The sequence below is a fragment of the Actinomadura xylanilytica genome (assembly GCF_030283145.1).
In the GTDB taxonomy this organism is placed as follows: Bacteria; Actinomycetota; Actinomycetes; order Streptosporangiales; family Streptosporangiaceae; genus Spirillospora; species Spirillospora xylanilytica.
This window is the reverse complement of sequence record NZ_JASNWE010000004.1, coordinates 63,543-90,197: the sequence shown is the minus strand read 5'-3', so window position 1 is coordinate 90,197 and position 26,655 is coordinate 63,543. Positions and strand designations below refer to the sequence as shown.

The following is a 26,655-nucleotide window of genomic DNA, read 5'->3' as shown; positions in this document are numbered from 1 at the left end:
CGTGTGCCCCGTCCTTCACCGGACGCAACGCTGACAAATGACGAGGAGAAATCGATGGGTCGTTACGACGGGCGGATCGCCGTCATCACCGGTGCGGCACGCGGTATCGGGTTCGGGATCGCCACCCGCCTCGCCGAGGAGGGCGCGTCGATCGCCGTGGTCGACCTCGATGAGGCCGCGGCGGCCGAGGCCGCCGGCCGGCTGCCGGTGGTCGAGGGCGCCAAGGCCGTCCACGTCGCCGCCGACATCAGCGTGGGCGAGGCGGTCGACGCGGCGATCGCCCAGGTCGTCGACGAGCTCGGCGGCCTCCATGTGCTGGTGAACAACGCCGGCATCACCCGCGACAGCCTGCTGCACAAGATGACCGAGGACGACTGGGACCTGGTCATGGGCGTTCACCTCAAGGGGGCGTTCCTGATGGCCAGGGCGGCGCAGAGGCATTTCGTGGCGCAGAAGTACGGCAAGATCCTCACTCTCTCGAGCACCTCCGCGCTCGGCAGCCGCGGTCAGGTCAACTACTCGACCGCGAAGATGGGCGTGCAGGGCTTCACCCGCACGCTCGGCATCGAACTCGGCCGGTTCGGCATCAACGTCAACGCGATCGCGCCGGGCTTCATCACCACGGAGATGACCGACGACGCCGCGCGCCGGCTCAAGCTGGACGTCGAGGAGTTCCGCCGGATCAGGGCGGAGGGGAACCCGGTCAGGCGGGTCGGGACCCCCGAGGACGTCGCGGCGGCGGCGGCGTTCCTGTGCAGCGACGAGGCGTCGTACATCACCGGACAGACGTTGTACGTCGACGGCGGCGGCAGGCTGTGAGCGGAACCCCGGCCGGCGCTCCGGGCGCCGCCCGCGCAGTCGTGTCCTTTTCCTCGGGAGGCCGGAATGCACTTCGCTCTTTCGGATGATCAACGTGTCCTCCAGCAGACGGCGGGCGAGGTCACTGCGCGGCTGCTGGCGGATTCGCCGGTGGGGGACGCGCGGGGAGACGGAGGAGCGCTGCGCGCCGGACTGTGGTCGAAACTGGTCGAGCTCGACCTGGTCGGGCTGCTGGTCCCCGAACACCTGGGCGGCGCGGGCGGCTCGCTGGCCGACGCCTGCGTCGTGGCCGAGGTGCTCGGTCGCCACATCGCGCCGGTGCCGTACGTCGGAACCGCCATCGCGGCGGCGGCCCTGCTCCGTTTCGCGGACGGCCCGGAGGAGTCGCTCGCACGCCTGTGCCGCGGCGGGGCCTACTCGGTCCTCCTCGGCGGTCGGCTCGAAGATCCGGTCGCCACGGCGACGGTGGCGTTCGACTGGGTCGACGGCGCGCAGGGCGTCGCGCTCTCCCCGGACGGGCCCGCCACGGTGCATGATCTCGTCGACGCGGACCCGATCACGGACGTCGATCCCCTGCACCGCCTGTGCCGCGTCCGGCCCGTCCCCGTGGGTGCCGCCTCCGGTGAGGGGGCGCGGAGAGCACGCGCGGTCGCGTGGACCGGCGCCGCGGCGCTGCTGACCGGACTCGCCGACGGAGCGCTGCGCCAGGCGGTCGACTACGCACGGCAGCGCGAGCAGTATGACCGTCCGATCGGCTCGTTCCAGGCCGTGAAGCATCTCTGCGCCGACATGCTCGTCGATGTCGAGACCTCGCGCTCCATCACCTACGGCGCCTCCTGGGCGGCCGAGCATGCCCCGATCGAGGAGGCGGAACGGGTGGCATCGGCCGCGAAGTGCCATGCCGGTGCGGCGGCGATCAGGGTCTGCGAGGCCGGAATCCAGGTTCTCGGCGGGATCGGTGTGACCCAGGAGCACGACGCCCATCTCCGCTTGCGCAGTGCTCACCTGCACCACGCGGCATTCGGCAACACGGACGCGCCACTGATGCTGCTCGCCGGCAGCGTCCTCGACAAGGCATGAGGACGATCTCACATGGATCTTCGTGACTCCCCAGCGGAAGCTCGATTTCGAGCACGGCTGTGCGTTTGGCTCAAGGAGAACGTGCCGGCTGATCCAGAACCGGCGGTGCTCGCCGAGCGCTGGCCCTACATGCGCGAGTTCCAGCAGCTCCTGTATCGGAGCGGCTGGGTCGCCCTGTCGTATCCGCGGCAGGTCGGCGGTCAGGGCCTCGGGCCGATGGAGGAGGCGATCCTCAGCGAGGAGCTCGGCAGGGCCAACGCCCCCACCCTGCTCCCGCTCGGTCACCTCGGCCGCCCGTTGCTCAGCCACGGCACCGACGAGCAACGGCGTCGCTACCTGCCGCCGCTGCTCGCCTCCGACGAGATCTGGTGCCAGGGATTCTCGGAGCCGCAGGCCGGCTCCGACCTTGCCTCGCTACGGACCCGTGCGGTCCGTGAGGGTGGCGAATGGGTGCTCAACGGCCACAAGATCTGGACGAGCTACGGCGCGTTCGCCGATTTCTGCCTGCTGCTCGCCCGGACGGATCCGGACGCCGTCCGGCACCGTGGAATCTCAGCGTTCATCGTCCCGCTGAGCACGCCGGGGGTGACCGTCCAGCCGATCGTGCTGGCCAATGGGGACGAAGAGTTCGCCGAGGTCTTCCTGGACGACGTGCGGATTCCGGAGGCGAACATTCTCGGCCGGCCGAACGACGGCTGGCGCATCGCCATGGACGTGGTCAACTACGAAAGGGGCGCCGTCGAAACCGGGTATCTGCCGAAGTTCGAGCGCTACCTGTCCGAACTGGCCGCGGTCATCAAGACGCAGACGTCGACACCGGACAGGGCCACCCTGCGTGCGCTCGGCGAGACCGCCGCCGCGCTGGAGGTGCTGCGGATGCACTGCCTGCGCACCCTGAGCGATCGCGTCTCGGGTGCGCCTCCCGGTCCGGAGAGCTCCATCGACAAGCTGCTCATGACCGCGGTGGAGCAGAAGCTGATGGCGCTCAGCCTCAGCCTGCTGACCGACACCACCGCGCCTGGCCGCCCCGAGTGGTTCGACCGGTACCTCTACGGCCGCGCCGGCAGCATCTATGGAGGGTCGGCCGAGATCCAGCGGAACATTCTCGCCGAGCGGCTGCTGGGCCTGCCGCGAGGTCCCGGGTAGCCCGACGAGGCCGCGGGCGGCGCGGCCCGCGGATCGGACGACCCCGACCGGCGGGCCGGTGACCCGGTTCAGGCGACGACACCGCGAACGGCGAATTCGGCGAGTCTCGCCGCGGTCCGCTCCCGCTCGGCCGCCGAGTCCCGCGGCCCTCCCGGGCGGAACCAGGCGTGCATCCAGTTCACCGTGCCCAGCACGGCCTTGACGAGGACGTTCACGTCGGTGTCGCGGAAAACGCCGGCCTCGATCCCCTCCTTGACGACGGCCACGTAGTACGCCTCGAATTGCCGGCGCATCTTCAGGATCAGAGCCATCTGCTCTTCCTTGTTGCGGCCTTCGCTGGCGAGGTTCATCTCGATCTGGTATTGCGCGGGACCCATGTAGTTGGCCCTGTTCATGAGGTGCATCGCGTGCTGGTGAACCATCTCGCGCAGCTTCTCCGCCGGGCCGAGATCCGCCCGCTCCGCGGGCGGTCCGACCGCCTCCAGGGCCCACTCCAAAGCCTGCTGGTGGATACCGATGAACAGATCGCCCTTGGTTCGGAAGTAGTGATAGATCCGGCCCTTGGTGCAGCCGAGCACATCGGCCACGTCGTCGATCGAGGTGGCCGCATACCCCCGTTCCGAGAATGCCGTTGCCGCCGCGTCCAGGATCTCTCGTGCGCTCGCATGTCGCTTTGAGTCCAGCTTCTGTGTACGCCCATGGGCAAAGGCTTGTCGCATGGCGACATACTACTCGGCCGGATGAAACGTGGCCGCGCGAAAGGGCGGAACGGGTCGGTGGCGCGAGGCGACAGAAAAACCTACGTGGTAGTATGTCGCGCAGGGACGACCTCTCCAACGTCGAGATCCCTGTGGCCGGTCATCACGGCGCACGGCCCGAACAGCACAGGTAGGGGCGACTCGATGGGCGCAGCCGATTCGCACACCGCGGCAGGCACCCGGGGGCCGTGGTCCGCGGGCGCGGGGGGAACCGGCCACGTCGACCCCGAACGCGGAGTCGGTGGGCTCCTCGACCTTGAGCGGCTGGAGCCGTCGGTCTTCCGGAGCCGGGCTCACGCAGGTGAACGAATCAGGCTGTACGGCGGCGAAGTCGCGGCCCAGGCCCTGCTGGCGGCCGGCCGGACGGTCCCGCCGGGGCGGACGCCCAACTCGCTCGGTGTGTACTTTCTTCTCCCCGGCGATTCCACCGAGCCCGTCGTCTACGAGGTCGGGGTGGCGCGGGACGGGGGCACCTTCAGCACCAGGACGGTGGAAGCGCGCCAGTCGGGCGGCCCGATCCTGGTGGCCACCGCTTCGTTCCAGGGTCCGGAGCGCGGGCTCGGTCATCAGATGGCTCCTTCTCCGGTGCGGATGCCCGAGACGCTGCCCTCGGCGGAGGAGGCCCTGGCGGACGATCCGCCGACCTTGGCCTGGCTCTCCGAGGTGACCGGTCGGCTGCCGGTCGAGGTCCGGTTCCCCGACGGGTCGCTCGACCACCCGAGCGCGAACGGGCACATCGCCGCGCTGCGCCTGTGGATGCGCGCCCGGCACGGGCTCGTGGACTCGCCGGAGATCCACGCCGCGGGCGTGGTCTATCTCTCCGACCTGCTCATGCTCGTGGCGAGCCTGCAACCGCATCCGCACCGCATCGCCGACGGGAACGTGTGGTTCGCCACGATCGCCCACTCCATCGTCCTGCACGCGGCGGCTCGTGCCGACGACTGGCTGCTCTACGAAGTCGAGAGCGACTGGGCGGGCGCCGGGCGCTGCCTGACGCGCGGCCGGCTGTTCGACAGGGCCGGACGACTGTGCGCCAGCTCGACTCAGGAAGCCGTCCTTCGCGTCAGTGCGGCGAACTGAGCCTGCCGGCGGGCGGCAACGTGCGGGCGGTGGGCGGGCAACGTGCGGGCGGCGGGCGGGCAACGTGCGGCGACCTGCGGCGATGGGCGCCGGCCAACCGTTGACGAGGGACAACCTACTCAGTAGCATGTTTTTTGGGTGACCTACACCACTCCGCCGAAGCGCGGAACGCTCCGAGTTCAAGGTCCACGCCTGATCGCGTCGGCTGTGCGCGTTGATGCCGCCGGCACGCGTCCAGGATGGCCATCGCTCGACGAGCCGAAATGAGCTGGAATGCAAGCAAAGCTCAGGACCCCTGTAACCACACTCGCCGCCGGCGCGCTCTGCCTCGTGCTGGCCGCCTGCGGCGGCGGCAACGGCGGGAACGCCGAAGCGGACGGCGGCGCCGTCGCGCCGGCCGCCGCGAAGGCCGCGATCGCCGACGCGGAGGCGGCGTACGCCAAGTACACCAAGCGGCAGCCCGCGGCCCCCGTCCCGGCACTCCCGTCGCCGGCGCCCGGCGGCAAGCGGCTGGCGATCGTCACGTGCTCGATCCCGGTGTGCATCACCCTCTCCGGAGGTGCGGAGGCGGCGGCGCGCAAGCTCGGCTGGACGGTCACGACGCTCCAGTCCAACAGCACACCGCAGGGCTTCGTCTCGGTGATGGACCAGGTGGCCGCGGACCCGCCGGACGCCCTCGCCTACATCGGGGCCGTGCCGGACTCCTCGATCCGGCCGCAGCTGGCCAAGCTTCAGGCCGCCGGGACGAAGATCACGGAAATCGCCCCGCTCACCGCCGCCCTGACACCGAACGGGCCGGTCCAGGCGGTCGTGTTCGGGCAGAAGGACGCCACGCTGACCGGAACGCTGATGGGCCAGACCGTGGTGGCGGACGCGAACGGCCCCGCGAAGTCGGTGTTCGTCTGGGATCCGTCCTTCGCCGGCTCCTGGGGGCCGATCAAGGACGCCTACCGGAAGGCCCTGACGGGGGCCGGGGGTTCGGCCGGTGTTCTGGAGGTCTCGAACGCCAACATTGGCAAGACCGTCCCGGGCCAGATCGTCAGCTATCTCCAGGCACACCCCGACACCGAGTACGTCGCCCTGGCGGTCGTCGACTACACCGCGGGGCTCGACGCCGCCCTCCGGGCGGCGGGGCTGACCGGCAAGGTCAAGATCCTCACCCGCGCCGCAGACACGGCCTCCCTCAAGGCGGTCCAGGCCGGGACCCAGTGGGCCTCGATCGGGCTGGAGCTCGGCGCCGCCGGCTACCGCGCCGTCGACCAGCTGATCCGGCTGATGACGGGGGTACCGCTCGGCGATCGGGCCGACGCCCCCGGATGGCAGCAGATCTACGTCAAGGGCAACGTGACCCAGACCAGCGACATGCCCGAGCCGCCGGACTACGCGCAGACGTACTACGCGGCCTGGCGGGTGGGATGAGCGCGGTCAGCTCGCCGGCGCCGCCCGCCGTCCTGAGCATCGCCTCGCTCTCCAAGACGTTTCCCGCCCAGAAGGCCCTGGACGACGTCGACCTGGAGCTGCGGGCGGGGGAGGTGCACTGCCTGCTCGGGCAGAACGGTTCCGGGAAGTCGACTCTGATCAAGATCCTCGCGGGCTACCACTCGCCGGATCCCGGGGCGAGCGCCACCCTGAACGGGGCTCCGATGACTCTCGGCAAGACCGCGACGCGCGAGCGGGCGGTGGCCTTCATCCACCAGGATCTCGGGCTGGTGGCCGAACTGGACGCGGTGGACAATCTGGCACTGGGCCATCGGTACGCCGGCCACTGGTGGCTGTCGGGCCGCCGGGAGCGCCGCGCGGCGGCCCGGCTGCTGTCGGAGTTCGAGGTGGACCTCGACCCCGGCCGCCCGCTGACGGCGGCCACCCCGGGGGAGCGGACGATGGTGGCCATCGTGCGGGCGGTGGCGGCGACCGGCGGAGCGCCGGCCCTGCTGGTGCTGGACGAGCCCACCGCGTCGTTGCCTCAGCACCAGGCCGAGCAGCTGTTCGATCTTCTGCGCAGGCTCCGCGACCGTGGTGCGGCGATCCTGTACGTGACGCATCGCCTCCGCGAGGTGTTCCAGATCGGTGACCGCGTCACGGTGCTCCGGGACGGACGGCGGATCACGACTCGGCCGGTCGACACCGTCGATGACACGGGCGAACTCGTCCGGCTGATCATCGGCCGGACGCCGGCCGAGTTCTCCCCGCCCCTCCCGTCACCGAACTCGGAGGTGGTGCTGAGCGCCTCCGGGGTGTCCGGTGACCAGGTGGCCGACTTCTCCCTCGACGTTCGGGCCGGAGAGATCGTCGGTGTCAGCGGGCTGATCGGCTCCGGGTACGACCAGGCGCTCGGGTTGACCTTCGGTGCGCGCCGCCGTAGCGGCGGAGAAGTGCGGCTCGGGGACCGCGCCGTGCAGGCCGACCGGCCTGACAAGTCGATCGCCGCTGGGATGGCCTACGCGCCGGCCGACCGGAAGCGGCTCTCCACGATTCAGGAGTGGACCGCACGGGAGAACGTCACCCTGCCTCGGCTGCCGGCCGTCGGGCCCGCCCGCTGGCTCGGCCAACGGCTCGAACGACGCGAGGTCCGTCCGTGGATCGAGCGCCTGGACGTGGTGCCGGCCGATCCCGACCGTCGGCTGGCCCTGCTGAGCGGCGGCAATCAGCAGAAGCTGGTGCTGGCGCGCTGGTTGCGCCTCGATGCCCGGGTGCTTCTTCTGGACGAGCCCACCAGCGGAGTCGACGCCGGCGCGAAGGCGTCGATCTACGACGCGCTGGCCGACATCGCCGCCCAGGGGCGGGCGGTGGTGCTGTCGTCCTCGGATGCCGAGGAGCTGTGCGCCGTGTGCGACCGGGTGCTCATCATGCGCCACGGCGCCGTCCGCGCCGTGCTGGCCAAGGGGGATCTATCGGTCGCGCGAATCGTGAGCGAGACGATCCGCGACTCTGTCGACGACACCCAGGAGGGGTGGCACTCATGACCTTCGATTCCCGGAGCATCACCACCGAGCCGAGCCCGCGGCCTGACGATGACGGCGACGCCGGCGGCGGGAGGCCGCCGGCGACCCGGCTCCTGCGGCTGCTCACCGGCCGGGTGCAGCCGGCCCGGTACAGCGGGCTGCTGCTGTGCCTGGTGTTGATCGTCGTCTTCTCCCTCCAGTTGCCGGAGACCTTCCCGACCAAGGCGACGGTCACCGGCATCGCCGGTGACCAGTCGGTCACGATGATTCTCGCGCTGGGGTTGCTGGTGACCCTGGCGGTCGGCCAGTTCGACCTGTCGGCGGCCCAGAATCTCGGCATGAGCGCGATGATCTGTAGCGTCCTGATGGTCCACCACAATGTGAGTCCCGGCATCGCCGTGCTGGTGACGCTGCTGATCGGACTTCTCGTCGGGCTGGTCAACGCGATCTTCGTGGCGGTGGTCGGGATCGACAGCCTGATCGCCACGTTGGGCATGAGCTCGGTGCTGCTCGCGGTCACCGGACAGGTCTCCAACTACCAGTTCGTCGGCCCGGTGCCGAGCGGGTTCCAGAACATCGCGAACCACGAGATCCTCGGATTCCCCAGTGCCGCCCTGTACGCCGTCGTGCTCTGCCTGCTCGCGTGGTACGTCCTCGAGCACACGCCCGTCGGGCGCCGTGCGTTCGCGGTGGGGGCGAACCCGGACGCGGCCCGGCTGGCCGGTGTCCGGACCGTCCGGTACATCGCGGGCTCGTTCGTGGTGACCTCCCTTTTCGCCGCGATCGCCGGAGTGCTCGTCACCGCGAAGATCGGCAATGTGGCCCCCACGCTCGGCCCGGCCTACCTGCTGCCGAGTTTCGCCGCTTGCTTCCTCGGCACGACCCAGCTCAAGCAGGGCCGGTTCAACGTCGGGGGGACCGTCATCGCGCTGCTGCTGCTCGCCATCGGTGTGAAGGGTCTCCAGCTCCGGGGAAACCAGTTGTGGGTGACGGATCTGTTCAACGGTGTCGCGCTGCTCGCCGCGGTGAGCGCCGCGGTCCTGAGCGGCAAGCGCCGCCCCAGGCTCAGGCGGAGGCGGCGGGCAGGCCGGCCCGAGGGGGCGCCCGCGCACTGACGAACGGTGTGGAGCGCCGCGTCGACCGGAAGGCTCGGCGCTCCACACCGGATCGGTGCGTGAGGTTCCAGCGGAGCCCGCTACTCCCCGGTCCAGGCCGGTGCTCGCTTCTCGGCGAAAGCCCGGGCGCCCTCCAGGGCGTCGGCGGAGGCGAGCACCGGCTCGACCAGGGCCCGCTGGGCGTCGAACGCCTCGGTGCTCGCGTAGTCGACCGACATCGAGACGATCTGCTTGCTGGTGCGGACGGCGAGCGGTCCGTTGGCCGCGATCTTCGCCGCGAGCCCCCGTGCTCCGGCCAGGGCGCCCCCGGGCTCGGTGAGCAGGTTGACCAGCCCGTGCGCGTCGGCCGTCTCCGCCGTCAGCGGCTCCCCGGTGAGCGCGAGCTGCATGGCCAGCCGGTAGGGGAGGGCCTTCGGCAACCGCAGCAGGCCTCCCGCCCCCGCGACCAGACCTCGTTTGACCTCGGGCAGGCCGAACCTCGCGTCTCGCGCGGCCACGATCAGGTCGGCGGTCAGCGCGAGTTCGAACCCGCCGGCGAGCGCCCACCCCTCGACGGCCGCGATCAACGGCTTGACCGGCGGCTTCTCGGTGAGACCGCCGAAGCCCCGGCCCGGAATGATCGGGATCTCCCCACGGGTGAAGGCCTTGAGGTCCAGGCCGGCGCAGAAGGTGCCACCCGCGCCGGTCAGGATCGCGACGCCGAGGTCCTTGCGTGCCTCGAACTCGTCGATCGCGTCCGCGATGCCCTGGGCCACGTCGAGATTGACGGCGTTGCGGTGCTCCGGGCGGTCGATCGTGATGACCGCGGTCCCTTCCGCGCACTCGAACGACACACTCATCGGTCTGCTCCGTTTCCGCGCCGGCCGCCCGGCGCGCTCGTGGTAGGTCAGCGGGTGATGGCGCGGCTCAGCGCGTTCCGGTGAGCAACGGCCACAGTCCGCCGGTGCCCGCGGACAGCGCGCGCCGCCCGAGGACCTCGGACCACTCGTCCTCGTTGCCCGACTCGTCCCGCCAGGCCCACAACCGGGTGGTGCTGTGCCGCAGCGAATGCTCCTCGGTGTATCCGATCGCGCCGTGGATCTGGTGCGCCAGCGACGCCACGACGCCGGCCATCTGGCCGGCGACGACCTTGGCCGCGGCGACCGCCACGTCCGCATCGCCCTGAGTGTCGACGGCGAGTGCCGCGGCTTCGACGGCCCCCTTGGCCAGCAGCACCTCGCCGGCCATCGCGGCCAGGTGCTGCTGGACGGCCTGGAACTTCGCGATCGGCCTGCCGAACTGCTCACGCTCACCCGCGTAGGCCACGGCCAGTTCCAGGGCCTGACGGCCGGCGCCGACCATGAGCGCGGCACGGGCGAGCGCGGCCCGGCTGCGGAGCGCCCGCGCGGAGATCGGCGAGTCCGCGGGTGGTTCGTACACCTGGGACGCGGGGAGGACGGCGTCGACCTCCAGGTCGTCGCGGGGTTCGCCGGCCAGGTTCGTCCCCTGCCTCAGGAGGAAGTCGCCGCGGCCGAGCAGAAGCACGCGGCCGTTGTCGAGGACGGCGACGTGGTGGGCGTTTCGGGCCCAGGGCACGCGGGCGAGCGTCCCCTGGACGGACAGGCCGGCGTCCTCCCGACGGGTCCGCAGCTCGGGGCCCGTGACCGCGGCGGTCATCGGGCCGGACGGAACCGTGCCACCGCAGTCGGCGATGAGCCGGCCGGCCAGCAACGCGGTCTCGGCGAGCGGGACCCCGGCCGAGTACTCACCCAGCACCTCCAGCACGGCCACGGTGGCGGCGACGTCTCCACCGGCCCCACCGAGCTCCTCCGGCACCGACAACGTGGTGACGCCGATCTGCTCCAACGCCGCCCATAGCTCGGCGTTCCAGCCACCGTCAGCGCAGGCCGCCACCGCGTCGGTGCCGCTCCGTCTGACGCACGCCTCGCGCACGGTGGCCACCAGCGCCGCGGTGAACTCGCTCATCGCACCCCCAGTTCCTTGGCGACAACGCCGCGCAAGATCTCATTGGTCCCGCCCCGCAGGGTGAATCCAGGACTGTGCAGGATCGATTCGGCCAGCATCCGGGACAACCGCTCGCCGGAGCCGGGATCGGGAACGACCTGGCTCAGCAGCCGGACGGTGTCGATGACGACACTCTCGAACCGGGTACCGAGGTCCTTGACCACCGCCGCCTCCACCGCCGGTGCGGCCCCGGCCTCGAGCCGGCCCGCGACCGCGAGGGACAGCTGGCGCAGCGCCCACATCCGCCCGACCACCGCACCGATGCGTGCCGCGCTCGCCCGATCGCCGTGCTCGGCCAGGTGGTCCATGGCAAGGGCCAGCAAGGGAAAGGTCGACAGGACCCGCTCCGGACCGCTGCGCTCCATCGCCAGCTCACTGGTGACCTGGTGCCACCCCGACCCGGGCTCCCCGAGGACCCGGGCGTCGGGGACGAAGACATCGTCGAGGACGACCTCGTTGAAGTGGTGCTCACCGGTGAGCAGCAGGATCGGCCGGATGCGCACAGCGGGGTCGGGCAGCTCGACGATGAACTGGGTCAGTCCGGCGTGCCGGTCGGCCGTCCGGGGCTCGGTGCGGGCGAGGGTGATCATGGCGTGCGCACGATGCGCCCCGCTCGCCCAGACCTTCGTCCCGCTGAGCCGCCAGCCGCCCTCGACCCGGCTGCCGCGGGTGCGCACCGACGCCAGATCCGAGCCGGTGTCGGGTTCGCTCATGCCGGCGGCGAAGAAGCACTCACCGCGGGCGATCCCGGGGAGGAAGGCCCGCTTCTGCTCGTCGGTCCCGAACTTCAGCAAGCCCGGCCCGGACTGCCGGTCGGCGATCCAGTGCGCGGCCACCGGCGCTCCGGCCGCGAGCAGTTCCTCGGTGACGACGAATCGTGCCAGCGCACCGGCGGCCGACCCGCCGTACCGGGCCGGAAAGGCCATGCCGATCCAGCCGCGCTCGCCCAACCTCCGGCTGAACGCGTGATCCCAGCCCCCGAGCCATTGATCGCAGTGCGACGCGATCCGGCCCGCGGACAGTTCTTCGGCCAGAAACGCGCGCACGTCCGCCCGTAGGACGTCGAGCTCGGCCGCAAGCGCGACGGGTTCGAGACTCCAAAGATCCATCACTTGTCGCTCACTCTCCTCAGCCGGTGCTCAGCGCAGGGCCCAGCGACCGGTGTAGGCCGGTGGTTCGGCCTTGTCGCGGAAGGCGCGGAACGCGGCCGGAGCATCCTCGGTGGCCAGGTTCACCGCCTGCGCCCGCGATTCGTTGTCGATCGCCTCGCGCAGCGTCTGGGTGGTGCCCTGGTGCAGCAGCGCCTTCGACTGGGCGAGCGCGACCGGCGGAAGCGCCGCGAGCCGGTGGGCCAGTTCGGCGACGAAGTCCGCCAACTCGTCCTCCGGTTTGACCCAGGTCACCAGCCCGAGCTCCCGGGCCTCCTCGGCGCCGATCATCTCGGCGAGCAACGCCAATCGCTTGGCCTGCTGCATTCCGACCAGCCGGGGCAGGAACCAGGATCCGCCGAAGTCGATCGACAGGCCGCGCCGGGCGAAGATCTGGGAGAACCGGGCGGACGTCGAGGCGACGACGAGGTCACAGGCCAGCGCGAGGTTCCAGCCGGCGCCCGCGGCGACCCCCTCGACCTTGGCGATCACCGGCTTCGGCAGCTCGCTCAAGGCGATCGCGATGTTGCCGACCCGGCGCATCCGCGCGGTGGGGTGCTCGTCGCCGGACGCGCGCCCCAGGTCGGCGCCCGCGCAGAAGTCGCCGCCGGCCCCGGTCACGATGACGGCCCGGACGGCGTCGTCGGTGGCCAGATCCTCGAGGGCGGCGCGAAGCAGGTGCCAGCCCTCGTCGTCGATGGCGTTCTTGCGGGAGGGCCGGTTCAGGGTGAGGGTGGCCGTGGCGCCGTCCCGCGTGACGATCACCGGACTCTGCGCCCTCGACGAGGTCGTTTCTGCGGTCATGTTCCACTCTCCTCCGGCTAGCGTCCCTCGAACACGGGCGCGCGACGTTCGCGGAACGCGGCCATCGCCTCGGCGGAGTCGTGCGTGCTGTGCACGACGGCCATGTGCGAGGAGATCAGATCGAGCGCGGTCCGGACGTCGGTGCGCGCGGACTGATAGGCCGCCCTCTTGATCATCTGCACGTTGATCGGCGGCTGCTCCGCGAGCCTGCGCGCGTAGCGCCGCCACGCCTCCGCGAAGTCCTCGTCGGCGTGGACGTGCTGGGCGATGCCGATCCGACGGGCCTCGTCGGCGTCCACGAAGTCCCCGGTCCACATGAGTTCGAGTGCCTTGGCCATCCCGACCAGCCGAGGCAGGTAGTAGCAGCCGCCGTCTCCGGGCACGAGCCCGATCCGGATGTAGCCCTCGGACAGCCGGGCCGACTGGGCCAGCAGCCGGATGTCGCACATCAGTGCCATGTCCATCCCGGCACCGACGGCGATCCCGTTCACGGCCGCGATCAGGGGCTTGTCCAGATCCTCGACGGCGTGGGCGACCCGGTGGATGCGCTCGGTGAGCAGGGACTTGAGCGCGAGGGGCCCGCCGGCCTCCGCCTCGAACGTCTGGAGGTCGATGCCGGAGCAGAAGGCGTCACCGGCGCCGGTGACGACGACGACCCGTACGCCGGGGTCGGTTCGCGCCGAGCGCAGCGCCTCGCCCCACTGATCGATCATGTCGAGGGTGAACGCGTTCTTCACGTGCGGGCGGTTCAGCAGGAGGGTGCCGATCCCGTCCTGCACGGTGTACTCGAGGTCTGCCACGTCGGGTCTCCTAAAGCGCTGCTTGGCAAGGGCGGTGGTCGGGTGGAGGAGCCCTTTACTTCTGGCATACTACCACGTAGGTTATTTCTTGCTAACGGATTCCGTTGCGCTGTGCGGCGGGGGAGTACGGAGGAGGCTTCGGATGGATTATTCGGACTTGGCACCCGATCTGCTGGTAGAAGTGGACGGACCCCTGCGGATCGTCACCATGAACCGGCCGGATGCGCTCAACTCGTTCGATGACGCGCTGCATGTCGGGATGCGGCGGGTGTGGGACCTGCTGGTCGACGACGAGGACGCGCGCGCGGTGGTGCTCACCGGTGCGGGTCGGGCGTTCAGTGCCGGGGGCCATGTGCCGAACTTCATCCGCAACCACCATGATCCGGTGGCGCGGCGTCGCGACATCCGGGAGGGGGAGCGGCTGGTCCGGGCGATGCTGTCGTGCGAGCTGCCGGTGGTCGCGGCGGTGAACGGCCCGGCGGTCGGGCTGGGGTGCAGCCTGGCCACCATGTCCGACTTTGTGGTCATGTCCGAAGACGCGTTCCTGAGTGACCCGCATGTGAACATCGGGCTGGTCGCCGGCGACGGCGGCGCGGTCACCTGGCCGTGGCTGACCAGCATGCTCACCGCCAAGGAGTTTCTGCTGCTCGGTGACCGGCTCCACGCCGCCGAGGCCGCGCGGGCCGGGCTGTGCAACCGGGTGGTGCCCGCCGGCGAGGTGCTGGAGACCGCGAAGGCCTTCGCGCACCGATTCGCCGAACTGCCGGCCCAGTCGGTGCGCGACACCAAGCGTGCCCTCAACATGCACCTGCTCGACTCGGCGAACAACGTGCTCAACTTCGCCCTCGCCGCCGAACACGAGTCCTTCGGTACCGACGACATCAAGGCCCGCGTCGCTCAGTTCCTCGCCAAGGACGGCAAGAAATCGACGGACGCGCCGGCGACCCAGTGAACAGGTGACGGCACGCCACCCCTCCGGCATCGTCGCTGCGTGCGGCATTATGGGCGGAACCTGCGCATTCGTGCTCCATGCCGACCGGGACGGACGAGAGCCCGAACGAGCCGAACCGTGTCAATGAACCGCCCATGGGAGGCCTGATGGACACCGCGGTTACAGATCAGCTCCTCTCCACCACACGCGCCGTGCGCCGTCGGCTCGACCTCGAACGGCCGGTCGAGCACGACGTGATCCTCGAATGCCTTCGTCTCGCGGTGCAGGCGCCCACCGGCGGCAACCAGCAGGCGTGGCGCTGGTTGGTCGTGGACGACCCCGAGGTGCGAGCGGGCGTGGCGGACATCTACGCGCGCCGCACCCTGGCGACCATCGACCGGCGGTATCCGCACATCCAGGATCCGCAGACCAGGCGCGTCCACGACAGCGCCCGGTATCTGGCCACGGTCCTGGCGAAGGTCCCGGTGCTGATCGTGCCGTGCGTCCAGGGACGGATCGACGAGCCCAGATCGGGGCATCCTGCCGCGTTCTACGGCTCGATCTTCCCGGCGATCTGGAACCTCCAGCTCGCGCTGCGGTCCCGCCGGATGGGCTCGGTGCTGACGACGCCGTTCGTGGGGAGCGACGAACGGCGGTACACCGAGATCCTGCAACTGCCCGACACGATGACACCCGTCGCGCTGCTTCCCGTCGCCTACACGATCGGTGACGAGTTCAAGCCCGCCGAGCGCCCCCCCATCGAGACCATCACCCGCTGGAACCGGTGGACGGACTGAGCAGGGATCTTCCGTGACAGCGCGCCGGGCCCCCGGCGACCACGGCTGTCGGCCCGTCCGCCGGCCGGTGCGCCGACAGGCTCGAAGAGCGTGACGGTGTCCGGCGGACGCTGCGACGCATCTGTCTGATCGACCGGAGTCGCGAGCCGGGTGAAGCGCCCCCGGCGTCCAGAACGGACACGTTCGGCCGAGGCTTCAGAGACGACCGCGACCCGGCCGTCATCGCCCTCGGCGACCCGGCCGCGCTCCGGCGGCGAAAAACCGTTCTTCGGCCGACCGGACCGCGCGGCCCCACCTGCCGCGCGCGATTCCCGTAGACCGCACGCAGGCCGCTCTCTTTCCTCGAACCCGGCCCGAGACCCCTTCCGTAACGAGCTACGCAGTAGTATGTTTTTCCCTCAAGACCGCAGGTGGGGCGCGGGTACAGCTCAACGGGGACGCGTGTTTCGCAGATTCGCGCAGTCCCTCCCGGAGAAAGGATCTGCCTTGACAGAACGGCGGACTCTCGACGGCATCGTCGTCCTCGACCTCAGTCAGGTGTACAACGGCCCCTACTGCACCATGCTGCTGGCGCAGCTCGGCGCGGAGATCATCAAGATCGAGCCGTTCGGCGGCGAGCCGGTGCGGTGGCGCGTGGTCGGCGAGCAGCAGACGGCCGCGTTCGACCTGCTCAACGGCGGGAAGAAGAGCCTGCGGCTGAATCTGAAGGATCCCCGTGGGCGGGACCTGTTCCTGCGCCTGGTCGCACAAGCGGACGTGGTCGTGGAGAACTTCGCTCCCGGCACTCTCCAGCGGCTGTCCCTCGGCTACGAGGTGCTGGCACAGGCCAACGAGCGGATCATCCTCGCCTCCGGACGGGGATTCGGTGCCTCCACGCCCCAAGCCGGGCAGCGCGCCATGGATCTGACCATCCAGGCCGTGACCGGAGTGATGGCGACGACCGGACGCCCCGACCAGCCGCCGACCAAGGCGGGGCCCGCGGTCGCCGACTTCTTCGGCGGCACGCACCTGATGGGGGCGATCGCCGCGGCGCTCTACCAGCGCACGGTGACCGGCCGGGGCCAGCATGTCGAGGTCGCGATGCAGGACGCCGTCATCCCGTCGCTGACCTCCAGCATCGCCGGATACCTCGACAGCGGCGGGACGCTTCCGGAGCGGACCGGGAACCGGCACGGGGGACTGGCGGTCTGCCCCTACAACGTCTATCCGACGGCGGACGGCTGGGTGGCGATCCTGTGCATGACCGACGGACACTGGCAGACGCTGTGCCGGCTGATGAACCGTGCCGATCTCGCCGACGACCCCGCGTTCACCTCACCACCCGCCCGGGTGGCGCAGATGGACAAGCTCGACGAGATCGTCGCGACCTGGACCGCCGAGCTCACCCGTGACGACGTGGCCGGCCGGTTGCAGGAGGCCGGGGTGCCCTGCTCGGCGGTACTCGGCCTGTCCGACGTCATGTCCGGGCCGCTCGTCGGCGCCGACGGCATGATCCGGCCGGTGAGCGATGCGGCCGGCCGGCGGGCGTACGTCTTCGGCAGCCCGCTGCGCCTCGCGGCCTCGGCGCCGCTGCCGGCCGAAGCGGCGGCCACCCTCGGTGAGCACACCGAGGAAGTCCTTGAACAGCGGCTCGGCCTGGACGCCGCCGAAGTCCGGCAACTGCGTGACGACAACGTCGTCTAGGAGAACCCATGCCTGTTGACGAGACGCTGCTCGACTCGGTCCGGACCAAGATCGGCTCCGAGACCACCCACTCGCTGGGGGCGGTCACCGCCCTGATGATCCGGCGCTACGCCCGCGCCATCGGCGAGTCGAACCCCCTCTACCACGACACCGAGTTCGCCCGCAGTCGCGGACACGCGGACATCGTGGCCCCGCCCAACCTGGTGACGGCGATCACCTGCTGGGACGAGGGACCCGCCGCGGAGGACCTCCGGACCGACGGCACCCCGAAGGCGCTCCAGTTGGAGGGCATCCCCACCAGCGGCGTACGGGTGATGGGCGGCGGTGAGGACATGGAGTTCCACGCGCCCATCACGGCCGGTACGACCGTCGTGGAGCGGTCCACGATGATCGACGCCGAACTGCTGCAAGGACGCAAGGGACCATTCATCGTCGTTCGCTACCGGCATGAATTCATCGGCGACGACGAACTCCCCCTGGTGACCTCGACACGGAAGGTTCTGCTCCGATGAGCGGCTCAAGTACTGCTACCAGCCGGGATCTCCGATTCGGCGCCGTCCTCGTCGGTGACCGGTTGCCTGAAATGCGCCACGCTCCGACCAGGTTGCAGCTTTTCAGGTACAGCGCGGTGACCTGGAACACCCATCGCATCCACTTCGATGCCGACTATGCCGAGCAGGAGGGCTATCCGGACGTCCTGGTCCAGTCTCATCTGCACGGCGCCTTCCTGGTGACGCTGTGCACGGAGTGGATGGGCGCGAGCGGACGGCTGACCAAGCTGGGTGTGTCGGTCCGGCGGTATGCGGTTCCCGGCGACGTTCTCGTCTGTGCCGGTGAGGTCACGGGTGCCGAGCAGGTCGACGAAAGCCATGGGCTGGTCCACCTCAACGTCACCGAGACCCGGGAATCCGACGACACGGTGTGCGCCATCGCGACCGCCACGATCGCATTGCCGCTGTGAGGATGAGTGAACAGAGAATGGTGAAAATGTCGGCGACACGCGACGTCCTCCGGATTGGAAACTGCTCGGGATATTACGGAGACCGTTTCGCTGCGGCCCGTGAGATGGTCGAGGGCGGCCCACTCGACGTCCTGACCGGCGACTACCTCGCCGAGCTGACCATGTTGATCCTGTGGAAGGCCCGGCAGCGCGACCCGGCCGGTGGCTACGCGACGACGTTCCTGGCGCAGATGGAGCAGGTGCTCGGCACCTGCCTGGATCGCAACATCAAGATCGTCACCAATGCCGGCGGGCTCAATCCCGGCGGGCTCGCGATCGAGCTCGGACGCCTGGCCGAGCGACTCGGGCTCCATCCCAGCATCGCCCACATCGAAGGCGACGACCTCCTCGACCGCATTCCGGAGCTTCAACGGCACGGTCATCCCCTGGCGCACCTCGGCTCCGGGAAGAGCCTCGCCGAGGCCGACGTCGAGCCCGTGACCGCCAACGCCTACCTGGGCGGCTGGGGGATCACCGAGGCGCTGCGCTCCGGCGCCGACATCGTGGTGTGCCCCCGGGTGACCGACGCCGCGCTGGTGGTCGGACCGGCGGCCTGGGCGTTCGACTGGCGGCTGGACGACTGGGACCGGCTGGCCGCCGCCGTCGTCGCCGGGCACATCATCGAATGCGGCCCCCAGGCCACCGGCGGCAACTACTCCTTCTTCTCCGAGCTGCCCGACAACGGACGGCCGGGCTACCCGATCGCCGAGATGGCGGCGGACGGCTCGTTCGTGATCACCAAGCACGCCGGCACCGGCGGCGCGGTGACGGTCGAGACGGTCACCGCACAGGTTCTCTACGAGATCGGCGCGCCGGACTACCTCAACCCGGACGCCGTCGCCCGGTTCGACACCATCAGCCTGTCCGACGACGGCACCGACCGCGTTCGGGTCAGCGGCGTTCGCGGCCGTCCCGCGCCCGACACCGCCAAGGTCTGCCTCAACTACCACGGCGGCTACCGCAACAGCGCCACGTTCGTCGTCACCGGGCTGGACATCGAGGCCAAGGCCGACCATGCCGTCCGCTCCCTCATCGTCGACGGACTCGGCGGGCCGGACACGTTCGCGGAGACCGACGTCCGGCTGCTGCGCACCGATGTCCCGGACGCGCCGGAGAACGTCCAGGCCGAGGCGCGCCTCCGGATCACGGTGAAGGACCCCGACGAGCGCAAGGTGGGGCGCCGATTCTTCAACGCCGTCGCGGAGTTCGGCCTCTCCAGCTACCCCGGCATGTACGTCGAGCGGGCCGAACGGTCGGCCGCCGCCTACGGGGTCTACTGGCCGACGCTCGTGCCGGTCGACGTCCTTCGACCCGAGGTCGTCTTCCAGGACGGGCGGCGCCTGCCGGTGCCCCGCCCACCCGCCGAGCGCCACGAGCCGCACCGCGGCGACCCGCACCGCGTGCCGCGGGCGATGGACGACGACACCGTCCTGGCGCCGCTGGGACGGGTGGTCGGCGCTCGATCCGGCGACAAGGGCGGCGACGCCAACATCGGTCTCTGGGCACGCACCGACGAGGCGTTCGCATGGCTGCGGGACCACCTCGACGAGGACCGGTTGCGCGGTCTGCTCACCGAGGCGGCGGAGCTGGAGATCGAGCGGTACGAGCTGCCCAACATGCGGGCCGTCAACTTCGTCGTGCGCGGTCTGCTCGACGACGGAGTCGCCGCGACAACGCGTCCCGATCCGCAAGCAAAAGGACTTGGTGAATACGTGCGTTCACGATGTGTGGAAATTCCGCGGGCACTTCTGCCGGACGGTCACGCGGCCGTCGATCGCTCGCGCGAGGCTGTGGGAACGATATGAGCGTGTCCATGTCCAAGCCCTGGACAGCGCTCACGGCGGAGAACATCGCACTGGTACCCGCTTCGGTCGGAGTCTTCGAAATCGCTGACGAAGGCGGCATCATCGCCATCGATTTCGCCGGCGGCAACAGTCTGTTCGGAGTCCGCGGGGCACTCGAGGAATGGCTCGGCAAGCAGCCGGAGCTGTCCTTCAGGTACGAGCGGACGAACGCCTACATCTCGCGCTATCGCGAGCTCGTGCAGGTATTCACCAACGACACCGGTGCGGTTCCCCGGAACCTGGCGGGCGTCGATGCGCCGACCGGACGCATTCGATCGAACTAGAGGAGTGTTCATGGGATTGGCCACCACCGAGACGCAGCGAACTCTGATCGAGAACGTCCGCCGTTTCGTCCGCAACGAGATCATCCCGTTGGAGTTCGACCTCGACCCCGACGAGAGCGAACTCAGTCCGTCGGTCCTGGCCGGCCTCGTCGCCAAGACGAAGCAGATGGGGCTGTACAACCTCGACGTCCCGGAGGAACTGGGCGGAGTCGGCGCGGACACCGTGACGCGAACACTGCTGGCCATGGAGATGTCGCAGCATCGCGCCGGTCTGTACTCGCCCTGCTATGCCGCCTTCGGCCAGCAGGACATGGCGCAGCTGTACGAGGCGACCGACGCGCAGAAGGAACGCTACCTGTTCCCGATCCTGCGGGGTGAGAAGAGCTCCTTCTTTGCGCTCACCGAACCGTCCGGCGGAAGCGACCCGGCCCGGTCGATCCAGACCCGTGCGAAGCAGGACGGCTCGGACTGGATCATCAATGGCAACAAGACGTTCATCAGCGGCGCGGACTCGGCCGACTTCGGGCTCGTCTTCGCACGTACCGGCGACCAGGGGTCCGGGCGCGGCGGCATCACGTGCTTCATCGTGGACGCCGACACCCCCGGATTCACCGTCCGGCGCGTGATCCACACCCTGCGCTCGGGTCACTATCCGACCGAGTTGGTGTTCGAGGACGTGCGCGTGCCGGCCGACGCGGTCCTCGGTGAGGTCGGCCAGGGCTTCGCGATGGCCACCGAGCGGCTGACCAAGAACCGCATCCCCTACGCCGCCGGCTGTCTGGGAGTGGCGATGATGGCGCACCGCATGGCCGTCGAGTACGCCGGCACCCGTTCGGTCTTCGGCTCGAAGCTCGCCGACCATGAGGGCATCCAGTGGATGCTCGTCGACAACGAGATCGAGCTCCGGAGCGCCGCGGCCCTCACGCTGGACGCCGCCGAGCGCGCGGACAGCGGCCGGCCGTTCCGTAGCGAGGTGGCGATCGCCAAGATCGTCGCCACCGAGACGGCCGGTCGCGTGGTGGACCGTGCCATCCAGATCCACGGTGGATACGGGGTCACCAAGGACCTGCCGCTCGAGCGCTGGTACCGCGAACTGCGCATCCGCCGCATCGGTGAGGGTTCCACCGAGACCCAACGGATGATCATCAGCCGGGACATGCTCAAGGGCCGCTACACGAGCTGGATCGACAGATGAACCCGGGCATCGGCTCGTCCCGTCGCCGCGGATCCGTAGCGCGATGACCTCGGCCGAGCAGCGGGTCCGGACCCTTCTCGACATCGCCGGCCTGACGATGAGCGCCGACGAGGTCACCTCCAACGTGCGCGACTACGAGACGCTGCGGCACCAGGCCGACGAGCTGCACCGGACGGTCGCCGACGGCGTCGCGCGCGACACCTCGACGCCATCGGCGTTCACGTCGGTCGACGCGGCCGATCCCCCCGGTCCCCGGGCCACCGCCCGGACGATCCAGGACATCGCCCCCCTGCTTCGCGACGGGACGACGTCGGCGGTCGAGCTCATGAACGGTGTTCTCGCGCGCATCGATCGTCTCGACGCGAGGCTCGGGGCCTACGTCAGCACGTTCCGCGACGCCGCCCTCGAGGCGGCGGCCCGCGCGGACCGCGAGCTGGCCGCCGGACGGGACCGGGGCCCGCTGCACGGGATCCCGCTGGCGATCAAGGACGTCATCGCCACGGTCGAGGGACCCACCCGGGCGAACAGCCTGGTCGTTCCCCGGCAGTGGCGGGATGACGGCGACGCGACCGCCGTGGCACGCCTGCGGGACGCGGGCGCGATCGTCGTCGGCAAGACGACGACCAACGAGTTCGCCCTCGGGCTGAACGACCCGGCCACGGGCTTCCCGATGCCGCGCAACGCGTGGGACACCGATCGCTACGCCGGCGGGTCGAGCTCTGGCACGGCCATCGCGGTCGCGTCCGGCCTGGCACTGGGGGGACTGGGCACCGACACCGCCGGCTCGATCAGGCACCCCGCCGCGCTCAACGGCGTGACCGGCCTCAAGGTGAGCCGCGGGCGCATCCCGGCCACCGGGATGCTGCCTCTGGCGCCGAGTCTCGACGCGGCCGGCCTCATCGCGCGGTCGGCGTGGGACTGCGCCCTGCTGTCCCAGGTGATCGCCGGCTACGACCCGGGTGACACCGGATCGAGCCGGCGACCGGTGCCGCGGTACCTCGAGACGCTGGACGGCTCCGCGCGAGGACTGCGGATCGGCTGGCCCAAGCGCTACTTCTTCGACACCGGAAACGTCGCCGATCCGGTCAGGGCACGGGTGACCGCGGCGCTCTCGGTACTACGGGACGCGGGCGCCGACGTGGTGGAGGTGAACCTGCCCAACGCCGACATGGCGCGGATCTCGAGCCACATCGTGCTGCTGTGCGAGGCATTCGCCTATCACCGGGACGATCTGGTGGCGCACTGGTCCGACTACGGGCGTTACGTGCGCGGACTGTTCGCCAAGGGCGCGCTGTACGGCGCCGCGGACTACGTCCAGGCGAAGAGGATCGCGACCGTGTTCGACCGCGAGGTGTCCGAGGCGATGAACGCCTGCGACGTGCTGGTCATGCCGACCATGCCGACGGGGGCGCGGCTCCTCGAGGAGACCGATCCCGCGATGATGGACCGCTGGTCCAACGCCTCGTTCACGGCGCAGTGGAACCTGACCGGGCACCCCGCGTGTGCCGTTCCGGTCGGTTTCGACGGGGCCGGCATGCCCCTCTCCATGCAGATCATCGGAAGGCCCTTCGACGAGGAGACCGTCCTGCGTGCGGCCGATGCCTACCAACGGCTGACCGGTTTCCATCTGGCGGCTCCAGCCGTGTCACCGGACTAGTCCGTCTCCGACACCGCCCCCCGCCGACAGCACGACCGCAGTCCCATGGCACAGCCCCCGAGGAGAGGGAGACCGCTATGTCCGACAACCCCGCGTCCGGCGCCGATCGCCAGGTGGCCACGAGCCCGTACGGGCCCGAGGACGAGATCGGCCGGCTCAACCTGATGAGCCCTGAGTCCCGCGCGGCCATCATGAGCCGCATCGACGCCACCCAGATGTTCGACCTGTCCGTGGACTACTTCATCGGCATGCCGTCCTGGCAGATGGTCGGCGACCCCGCGTACCAGATCTGGATGACGCACACGCCGCACGGCACGGTCATCGACGAGCTCCCGGGGATCTCGCGGGAGATGACCGAGTACATCGGTTACTCCGGCGACGCGATGATGATGTACACCCACACCGGCACCCACATCGACACGCTCAACCACTACGGCTACAACGGGCGCATCTACAACAACTTCACCGAGCGGGAGCACCTGGGAACCCGGCACTGGCGCGTCGCGGGCGCCGACAAGATGCCGCCGATCGTGGCCCGGGGCGTCCTGCTCGACTTCCCCGCCCTGCGCGGTGTCGACATGCTCCCCGACCAGTACGGGATCACCCCCGAGGACGTCGACGAGTGCCTCGCCGCGCAGGGCGTCGAGCTCCGGCTCGGCGACGTCGTCCTCGTCCGGACGGGCAGGATGCGGGCCTGGCCGGACGCCACCGAGTGGGGCGACAATCCGCCCGGACTGACCCGTGCCGCCGCGGTGCACCTCGTGGAGAAGGGGGCGATGATCGTCGGCTCCGACACCATGTGCGTCGAGCAGGGACCGTCACCCGACCCCGACAACTACACGCCGGTGCACACCTACCTTCTCGCCGAAGCGGGTGCGCCCCTGATCGAGGTGCTCGATCTGGAGGAGCTCGCCGCGGCACAGGTGTACGAGTTCGGGTTCTTCGCAGCGTGTCTGCGCCTCCGTGGCGCCACCGGGTCGCCGCTGCGCCCGTGGGCGTTCCCGCTCCGGAAGGAATGAGCCCGACCCCATCCGGTGGTTCGGCGCCGCACCCGTGCTGATGCGGTGCGGCGCCGAACCACCCGCTGGTCGAACTTACGGTCCAACCAACACGGCTAGTTCAAGGAGATTCCATGCGAGACGCTGTGGTCGTGGCGGCGGTCAGGTCCCCCATCGGCAAGCGGGCGGGAGCGCTCTCGGGCGTCCACCCTGCGGACTTGTCCGCGCGAGTGCTCGGCGGCCTCGCCGATCGCGTGTCGCTGGACCCGGCGGTGGTGGACGACGTGATCTGGGGCTGCGTCAGCCAGGTCGGTGAGCAGACCTTCGACATCGCGCGTACGGCGGCGCTGTCCGCGGGGTGGCCGGAGTCGGTCCCCGGCACCACGGTCGACCGCCAGTGCGGCTCGTCCCAGCAGGCCGTCCACTTCGCCGCCGCGGGCGTCATCGCCGGGCACTACGACGTCGTCGTGGCCGGCGGGGTCGAGTCGATGTCACGCATCCCCATGGGTTCGGCCGTCGGCGGCCAGTCCCCGCTGGGTGATCTGTATGCCAAGCGCTATGGGGACGGTCTGCCGAACCAAGGACTCGGAGCCGAGCAGATCGCCCGCGAGTGGTCGTTCGGTCGCGGCGAACTCGATGCCTACGCCGAGCGCTCCCACCAACGAGCCGCGAGCGCCATCGCCGGCGGAGCCTTCGACGCGCAGATCGTGGGGATCGAGACCCCCGGAGGAGTCGTGAGCTCCGACGAGGGAGTGCGATCGGACTGCTCGATCGAAACGCTGGCCAAGCTGCGGACTCCTTTCCTGGAGGGCGGCGTCGTCAGCGCCGGCAACAGCTCCCAGATCAGCGACGGGGCCGCCGCCCTGCTGATCACCACCTCGGACATCGCGAACGCGCGCGGGTGGAAGCCTCTCGCGCGGGTTCATACGGCGGTCGTGGTGGGCAGCGAGCCGAACATCATGCTGACGGGGCCGATCCCGGCGACCGCGAAGGCGCTCGCGAAGGCCGGCCTCGGCATCGATCAGATCGGTGCGTTCGAGGTGAACGAGGCGTTCGCATCGGTGCCGCTCGCTTGGCAGGCCGAGTACAACGTGCCCGAATCACAGCTCAATCCGGTCGGTGGCGCGATCGCGCTCGGTCACCCGCTCGGCGGATCCGGCGCACGCATCGCCGCGACGTTGGTCCACCACATGGCCGACGGCGGCATCCGCTACGGGCTTCAGACGATGTGCGAAGGCGGCGGCCAGGCGAATGCGACGATCTTCGAGCTCGTCCCCTGAGCAACCCTCCGCACCCCGCCGGACGGTGAGAACGTGAACGGCCAGTCACGCCAAGTCAGTGCTCCCGGCCTCCTTGGCGTGACTGTCATTCCGCCGCTATATCAGGGCCGACCGCCACGGTTCCGGATCAGTACTTGGGCTTGGGCAGGTCGAGCTTCGCCAGCAAGTCCGCCAATCCCTGAGTGCGCTCGTCGTCGCGCCCGTCCTCGACATGGGTGTGGAGCGTGAGGACCAGCCTGCGGCCGCGCTCGTATCGTTCGTCGCTCCAGGCCTTCAGGCGCTCCAGACCCGCGTGTACGGGTTCGAACGTCGCGGGGAACAGGAAGAAGCCGATGTCGGTGAGCGCGGGAGCGCTGACCTCTCTCTGGCTGTGGGCGGACTCGAAGGGCTCCCGGATCACCTCGCCCTCGCTCACACCGCTCTCCTCCACCTGGTCGTAGACGAGGTCCACCCAGGGGTCACTCGCCAGCAGTTCGCCGAACCGGACGGCGACCCAAGGGTGCAGCCGCTTGTCACCGCCTCTGGACGGGTGGGACTCGCTGTGCGCGTACTGGAGCACCGTGCTCGCTCGTTCTTTCTCGTCCTGCCCGATGAGGACGTGCCCTTCGAGATGAGCCGCATAGCCCGCGAATGTGCCGTCGCACATTCCTCGCGTGTAGCTGAGCGGCGTGAGGGCCGCGGCCTGATCGCCGCTCTGGGCGAGGAGGTTGCCGAGCAGGAGGCCGGCGACGTCTCCGGGCTCCGTGCCCTTGTGGGCCTCGAAGGCATGCTCGAACCCGTCCCGGGCGGTGTCCAGGTCGCCGGTGAGCTGAGCCGCCAGGCTCGAGAGGAGCCCTCGGCCCGGGTCCGAGGACGTGCCCGACTGGAAGTCCGGGGTGAGTATCACCGCGGCCAAGGGGCCCAGCCAGGCGTCCTCTCCCGCGGCCACCTGCTCCAGCCATCGCCGGTAGGAACCGCCGAGCCCGTTCTCCCCGATCTCGATGCCCGCCAGCGCCATCGCCGCATGCCCGGACACGCTGGTACGTTCCGTTCCGGCGATCGCGGTCAGCGACTCCCGTGCTTGCGCGGCATCACCGGCCCGGTACGCCGCCAGCCCGTGCTCGACCTCGTCCGGCACCGGGCTCAAGGGGTCGGGGGGCAGCGGAAGGGACCTTCCGTCGGAGTCGAGCAGGGGTTGATCGGTCATGTCGCCGCCTTCTCTGGGGAGCGTTCCGCGCGAGCATGCCAGGTGCGGCCGACACTTGATCCCAGGCGTGGGCCGGCCGCCTCCTGCACGGACGCAGACGTCGG

Annotated in this window: 25 protein-coding genes; 18 read left to right on the top strand and 7 right to left on the bottom strand. The window is 70.1% G+C overall.

The window, feature by feature from the left end:
• Nucleotides 1-54 precede the first annotated feature (54 nt).
• From QP090_RS24195 to QP090_RS24185, 3 genes are all read left to right on the top strand, one after another.
• Nucleotides 55-819 (top strand): SDR family NAD(P)-dependent oxidoreductase, encoded by a 765-nt coding sequence (locus tag QP090_RS24195; protein WP_285941542.1) that lies wholly within the window; start codon nucleotides 55-57, stop codon nucleotides 817-819.
• Between the two features lie 66 nt (nucleotides 820-885).
• Nucleotides 886-1,899 (top strand): acyl-CoA dehydrogenase family protein, encoded by a 1,014-nt coding sequence (locus QP090_RS24190; protein ID WP_285941540.1) that lies wholly within the window; start codon nucleotides 886-888, stop codon nucleotides 1,897-1,899.
• A 12-nt stretch (nucleotides 1,900-1,911) separates the two neighbouring features.
• On the top strand, nucleotides 1,912-3,045 hold the full coding sequence (locus QP090_RS24185) for an acyl-CoA dehydrogenase family protein (protein WP_285941538.1): 1,134 nt from the start codon (nucleotides 1,912-1,914) through the stop codon (nucleotides 3,043-3,045).
• Nucleotides 3,046-3,113: 68 nt separating this feature from the next.
• Here QP090_RS24185 and QP090_RS24180 read toward each other — a convergent pair whose 3' ends face one another.
• A complete protein-coding gene (locus tag QP090_RS24180; protein ID WP_285941536.1) occupies nucleotides 3,114-3,764 on the bottom strand; it encodes a TetR/AcrR family transcriptional regulator in 651 nt (216 codons plus the stop codon).
• A 183-nt stretch (nucleotides 3,765-3,947) separates the two neighbouring features.
• Here QP090_RS24180 and QP090_RS24175 point away from each other — a divergent pair, with 183 nt between their 5' ends.
• The 4 genes from QP090_RS24175 (at nucleotide 3,948) to QP090_RS24160 (ending at nucleotide 8,940) form a co-directional block, all read left to right on the top strand.
• Nucleotides 3,948-4,883: an acyl-CoA thioesterase gene (locus tag QP090_RS24175; RefSeq protein WP_285941535.1), complete on the top strand. Its 936-nt coding sequence runs from the start codon at nucleotides 3,948-3,950 to the stop codon at nucleotides 4,881-4,883.
• 273 nt (nucleotides 4,884-5,156) lie between these two features.
• Nucleotides 5,157-6,302 (top strand): sugar ABC transporter substrate-binding protein, encoded by a 1,146-nt coding sequence (locus tag QP090_RS24170; RefSeq protein WP_285941533.1) that lies wholly within the window; start codon nucleotides 5,157-5,159, stop codon nucleotides 6,300-6,302.
• Nucleotides 6,299-7,846, top strand: a complete 1,548-nt coding sequence (locus QP090_RS24165) for a sugar ABC transporter ATP-binding protein (protein ID WP_285941531.1) — start codon at nucleotides 6,299-6,301, stop codon at nucleotides 7,844-7,846. The genes QP090_RS24170 and QP090_RS24165 overlap by 4 nt, the downstream gene beginning before the upstream one ends.
• Nucleotides 7,843-8,940 carry an ABC transporter permease gene (locus tag QP090_RS24160; RefSeq protein WP_285941530.1) on the top strand — a complete coding sequence of 366 codons (1,098 nt, stop codon included), beginning with the start codon at nucleotides 7,843-7,845 and terminating at the stop codon, nucleotides 8,938-8,940. Before QP090_RS24165 ends, QP090_RS24160 begins: the two co-directional genes overlap by 4 nt.
• An 80-nt stretch (nucleotides 8,941-9,020) precedes the next feature.
• On the opposite strand, the gene QP090_RS24155 is transcribed toward QP090_RS24160, so the two are convergent.
• From QP090_RS24155 to QP090_RS24135, 5 genes are all read right to left on the bottom strand, one after another.
• Nucleotides 9,021-9,779, bottom strand: a complete 759-nt coding sequence (locus QP090_RS24155; protein ID WP_285941528.1) for a crotonase/enoyl-CoA hydratase family protein — start codon at nucleotides 9,777-9,779, stop codon at nucleotides 9,021-9,023.
• Between the two features lie 67 nt (nucleotides 9,780-9,846).
• On the bottom strand, nucleotides 9,847-10,905 hold the full coding sequence (locus QP090_RS24150; RefSeq protein ID WP_285941527.1) for an acyl-CoA dehydrogenase family protein: 1,059 nt from the start codon (nucleotides 10,903-10,905) through the stop codon (nucleotides 9,847-9,849).
• Nucleotides 10,902-12,053: an acyl-CoA dehydrogenase family protein gene (locus QP090_RS24145; RefSeq protein ID WP_285941525.1), complete on the bottom strand. Its 1,152-nt coding sequence runs from the start codon at nucleotides 12,051-12,053 to the stop codon at nucleotides 10,902-10,904. Before QP090_RS24145 ends, QP090_RS24150 begins: the two co-directional genes overlap by 4 nt.
• A 30-nt stretch (nucleotides 12,054-12,083) precedes the next feature.
• A complete protein-coding gene (locus tag QP090_RS24140) occupies nucleotides 12,084-12,896 on the bottom strand; it encodes an enoyl-CoA hydratase/isomerase family protein (RefSeq protein WP_285941523.1) in 813 nt (270 codons plus the stop codon).
• 17 nt (nucleotides 12,897-12,913) lie between these two features.
• Complete coding sequence (locus tag QP090_RS24135; RefSeq protein ID WP_285941521.1) at nucleotides 12,914-13,696, bottom strand: enoyl-CoA hydratase/isomerase family protein; 783 nt, start codon at nucleotides 13,694-13,696, stop codon at nucleotides 12,914-12,916.
• A gap of 142 nt (nucleotides 13,697-13,838) precedes the next feature.
• Between QP090_RS24135 and QP090_RS24130 the strand changes: the two genes are divergently transcribed.
• The 11 genes from QP090_RS24130 to QP090_RS24080 all read left to right on the top strand — a co-directional run bounded on the left by QP090_RS24130 (nucleotide 13,839) and on the right by QP090_RS24080 (nucleotide 25,365).
• Nucleotides 13,839-14,648 (top strand): enoyl-CoA hydratase/isomerase family protein, encoded by an 810-nt coding sequence (locus QP090_RS24130; protein ID WP_285941520.1) that lies wholly within the window; start codon nucleotides 13,839-13,841, stop codon nucleotides 14,646-14,648.
• Between the two features lie 146 nt (nucleotides 14,649-14,794).
• Nucleotides 14,795-15,424, top strand: coding sequence for a nitroreductase family protein (locus QP090_RS24125; protein ID WP_285941518.1), 630 nt, complete (start codon nucleotides 14,795-14,797; stop codon nucleotides 15,422-15,424).
• Between the two features lie 486 nt (nucleotides 15,425-15,910).
• Entirely contained in the window at nucleotides 15,911-17,107 is a 1,197-nt protein-coding gene (locus tag QP090_RS24120) for a CaiB/BaiF CoA transferase family protein (protein WP_285941516.1), read from the top strand.
• Nucleotides 17,108-17,115: 8 nt separating this feature from the next.
• Nucleotides 17,116-17,619: an FAS1-like dehydratase domain-containing protein gene (locus tag QP090_RS24115; RefSeq protein ID WP_285941514.1), complete on the top strand. Its 504-nt coding sequence runs from the start codon at nucleotides 17,116-17,118 to the stop codon at nucleotides 17,617-17,619.
• Nucleotides 17,616-18,068 carry a hotdog family protein gene (locus QP090_RS24110; protein WP_490393332.1) on the top strand — a complete coding sequence of 151 codons (453 nt, stop codon included), beginning with the start codon at nucleotides 17,616-17,618 and terminating at the stop codon, nucleotides 18,066-18,068. Before QP090_RS24115 ends, QP090_RS24110 begins: the two co-directional genes overlap by 4 nt.
• A gap of 26 nt (nucleotides 18,069-18,094) precedes the next feature.
• Nucleotides 18,095-19,912 carry an acyclic terpene utilization AtuA family protein gene (locus QP090_RS24105; RefSeq protein WP_285941512.1) on the top strand — a complete coding sequence of 606 codons (1,818 nt, stop codon included), beginning with the start codon at nucleotides 18,095-18,097 and terminating at the stop codon, nucleotides 19,910-19,912.
• A gap of 8 nt (nucleotides 19,913-19,920) precedes the next feature.
• Complete coding sequence (locus QP090_RS24100; RefSeq protein WP_432763087.1) at nucleotides 19,921-20,235, top strand: DUF7508 domain-containing protein; 315 nt, start codon at nucleotides 19,921-19,923, stop codon at nucleotides 20,233-20,235.
• Nucleotides 20,236-20,251: 16 nt separating this feature from the next.
• The gene (locus QP090_RS24095; RefSeq protein ID WP_285941509.1) at nucleotides 20,252-21,430 is read left to right on the top strand and encodes an acyl-CoA dehydrogenase family protein; all 1,179 of its coding nucleotides are present in this window, start codon (nucleotides 20,252-20,254) and stop codon (nucleotides 21,428-21,430) included.
• 43 nt (nucleotides 21,431-21,473) lie between these two features.
• A complete protein-coding gene (locus tag QP090_RS24090) occupies nucleotides 21,474-23,087 on the top strand; it encodes an amidase (protein WP_285941507.1) in 1,614 nt (537 codons plus the stop codon).
• Between the two features lie 77 nt (nucleotides 23,088-23,164).
• The gene (locus QP090_RS24085; RefSeq protein WP_285941506.1) at nucleotides 23,165-24,106 is read left to right on the top strand and encodes a cyclase family protein; all 942 of its coding nucleotides are present in this window, start codon (nucleotides 23,165-23,167) and stop codon (nucleotides 24,104-24,106) included.
• 113 nt (nucleotides 24,107-24,219) lie between these two features.
• Complete coding sequence (locus QP090_RS24080) at nucleotides 24,220-25,365, top strand: thiolase family protein (RefSeq protein WP_285941505.1); 1,146 nt, start codon at nucleotides 24,220-24,222, stop codon at nucleotides 25,363-25,365.
• Nucleotides 25,366-25,492: 127 nt separating this feature from the next.
• Here the strand turns inward: QP090_RS24080 and QP090_RS24075 are convergent, their stop codons facing one another.
• A complete protein-coding gene (locus QP090_RS24075; RefSeq protein WP_285941503.1) occupies nucleotides 25,493-26,551 on the bottom strand; it encodes a tetratricopeptide repeat protein in 1,059 nt (352 codons plus the stop codon).
• Between the last annotated feature and the right edge of the window lie 104 nt (nucleotides 26,552-26,655).

Bases quoted from the DNA above. Each gene is read 5' to 3' on its own strand.
- QP090_RS24130 (WP_285941520.1), top strand. From the start codon at position 13,839: ATGGATTATTCGGACTTGGCACCCGATCTGCTGGTAGAAGTGGACGGA.
- QP090_RS24185 (WP_285941538.1), top strand. From the start codon at position 1,912: ATGGATCTTCGTGACTCCCCAGCGGAAGCTCGATTTCGAGCACGGCTG.
- QP090_RS24180 (WP_285941536.1), bottom strand. From the start codon at position 3,764: ATGCGACAAGCCTTTGCCCATGGGCGTACACAGAAGCTGGACTCAAAG.
- QP090_RS24085 (WP_285941506.1), top strand. From the start codon at position 23,165: ATGTCCGACAACCCCGCGTCCGGCGCCGATCGCCAGGTGGCCACGAGC.
- QP090_RS24075 (WP_285941503.1), bottom strand. From the start codon at position 26,551: ATGACCGATCAACCCCTGCTCGACTCCGACGGAAGGTCCCTTCCGCTG.
- QP090_RS24160 (WP_285941530.1), top strand. From the start codon at position 7,843: ATGACCTTCGATTCCCGGAGCATCACCACCGAGCCGAGCCCGCGGCCT.
- QP090_RS24125 (WP_285941518.1), top strand. From the start codon at position 14,795: ATGGACACCGCGGTTACAGATCAGCTCCTCTCCACCACACGCGCCGTG.
- QP090_RS24170 (WP_285941533.1), top strand. From the start codon at position 5,157: ATGCAAGCAAAGCTCAGGACCCCTGTAACCACACTCGCCGCCGGCGCG.
- QP090_RS24175 (WP_285941535.1), top strand. From the start codon at position 3,948: ATGGGCGCAGCCGATTCGCACACCGCGGCAGGCACCCGGGGGCCGTGG.
- QP090_RS24115 (WP_285941514.1), top strand. From the start codon at position 17,116: ATGCCTGTTGACGAGACGCTGCTCGACTCGGTCCGGACCAAGATCGGC.
- QP090_RS24150 (WP_285941527.1), bottom strand. From the start codon at position 10,905: ATGAGCGAGTTCACCGCGGCGCTGGTGGCCACCGTGCGCGAGGCGTGC.
- QP090_RS24155 (WP_285941528.1), bottom strand. From the start codon at position 9,779: ATGAGTGTGTCGTTCGAGTGCGCGGAAGGGACCGCGGTCATCACGATC.
- QP090_RS24140 (WP_285941523.1), bottom strand. From the start codon at position 12,896: ATGACCGCAGAAACGACCTCGTCGAGGGCGCAGAGTCCGGTGATCGTC.
- QP090_RS24100 (WP_432763087.1), top strand. From the start codon at position 19,921: ATGTCCAAGCCCTGGACAGCGCTCACGGCGGAGAACATCGCACTGGTA.
- QP090_RS24190 (WP_285941540.1), top strand. From the start codon at position 886: ATGCACTTCGCTCTTTCGGATGATCAACGTGTCCTCCAGCAGACGGCG.
- QP090_RS24110 (WP_490393332.1), top strand. From the start codon at position 17,616: ATGAGCGGCTCAAGTACTGCTACCAGCCGGGATCTCCGATTCGGCGCC.
- QP090_RS24105 (WP_285941512.1), top strand. From the start codon at position 18,095: ATGTCGGCGACACGCGACGTCCTCCGGATTGGAAACTGCTCGGGATAT.
- QP090_RS24195 (WP_285941542.1), top strand. From the start codon at position 55: ATGGGTCGTTACGACGGGCGGATCGCCGTCATCACCGGTGCGGCACGC.
- QP090_RS24080 (WP_285941505.1), top strand. From the start codon at position 24,220: ATGCGAGACGCTGTGGTCGTGGCGGCGGTCAGGTCCCCCATCGGCAAG.
- QP090_RS24145 (WP_285941525.1), bottom strand. From the start codon at position 12,053: ATGGATCTTTGGAGTCTCGAACCCGTCGCGCTTGCGGCCGAGCTCGAC.
- QP090_RS24090 (WP_285941507.1), top strand. From the start codon at position 21,474: ATGACCTCGGCCGAGCAGCGGGTCCGGACCCTTCTCGACATCGCCGGC.
- QP090_RS24165 (WP_285941531.1), top strand. From the start codon at position 6,299: ATGAGCGCGGTCAGCTCGCCGGCGCCGCCCGCCGTCCTGAGCATCGCC.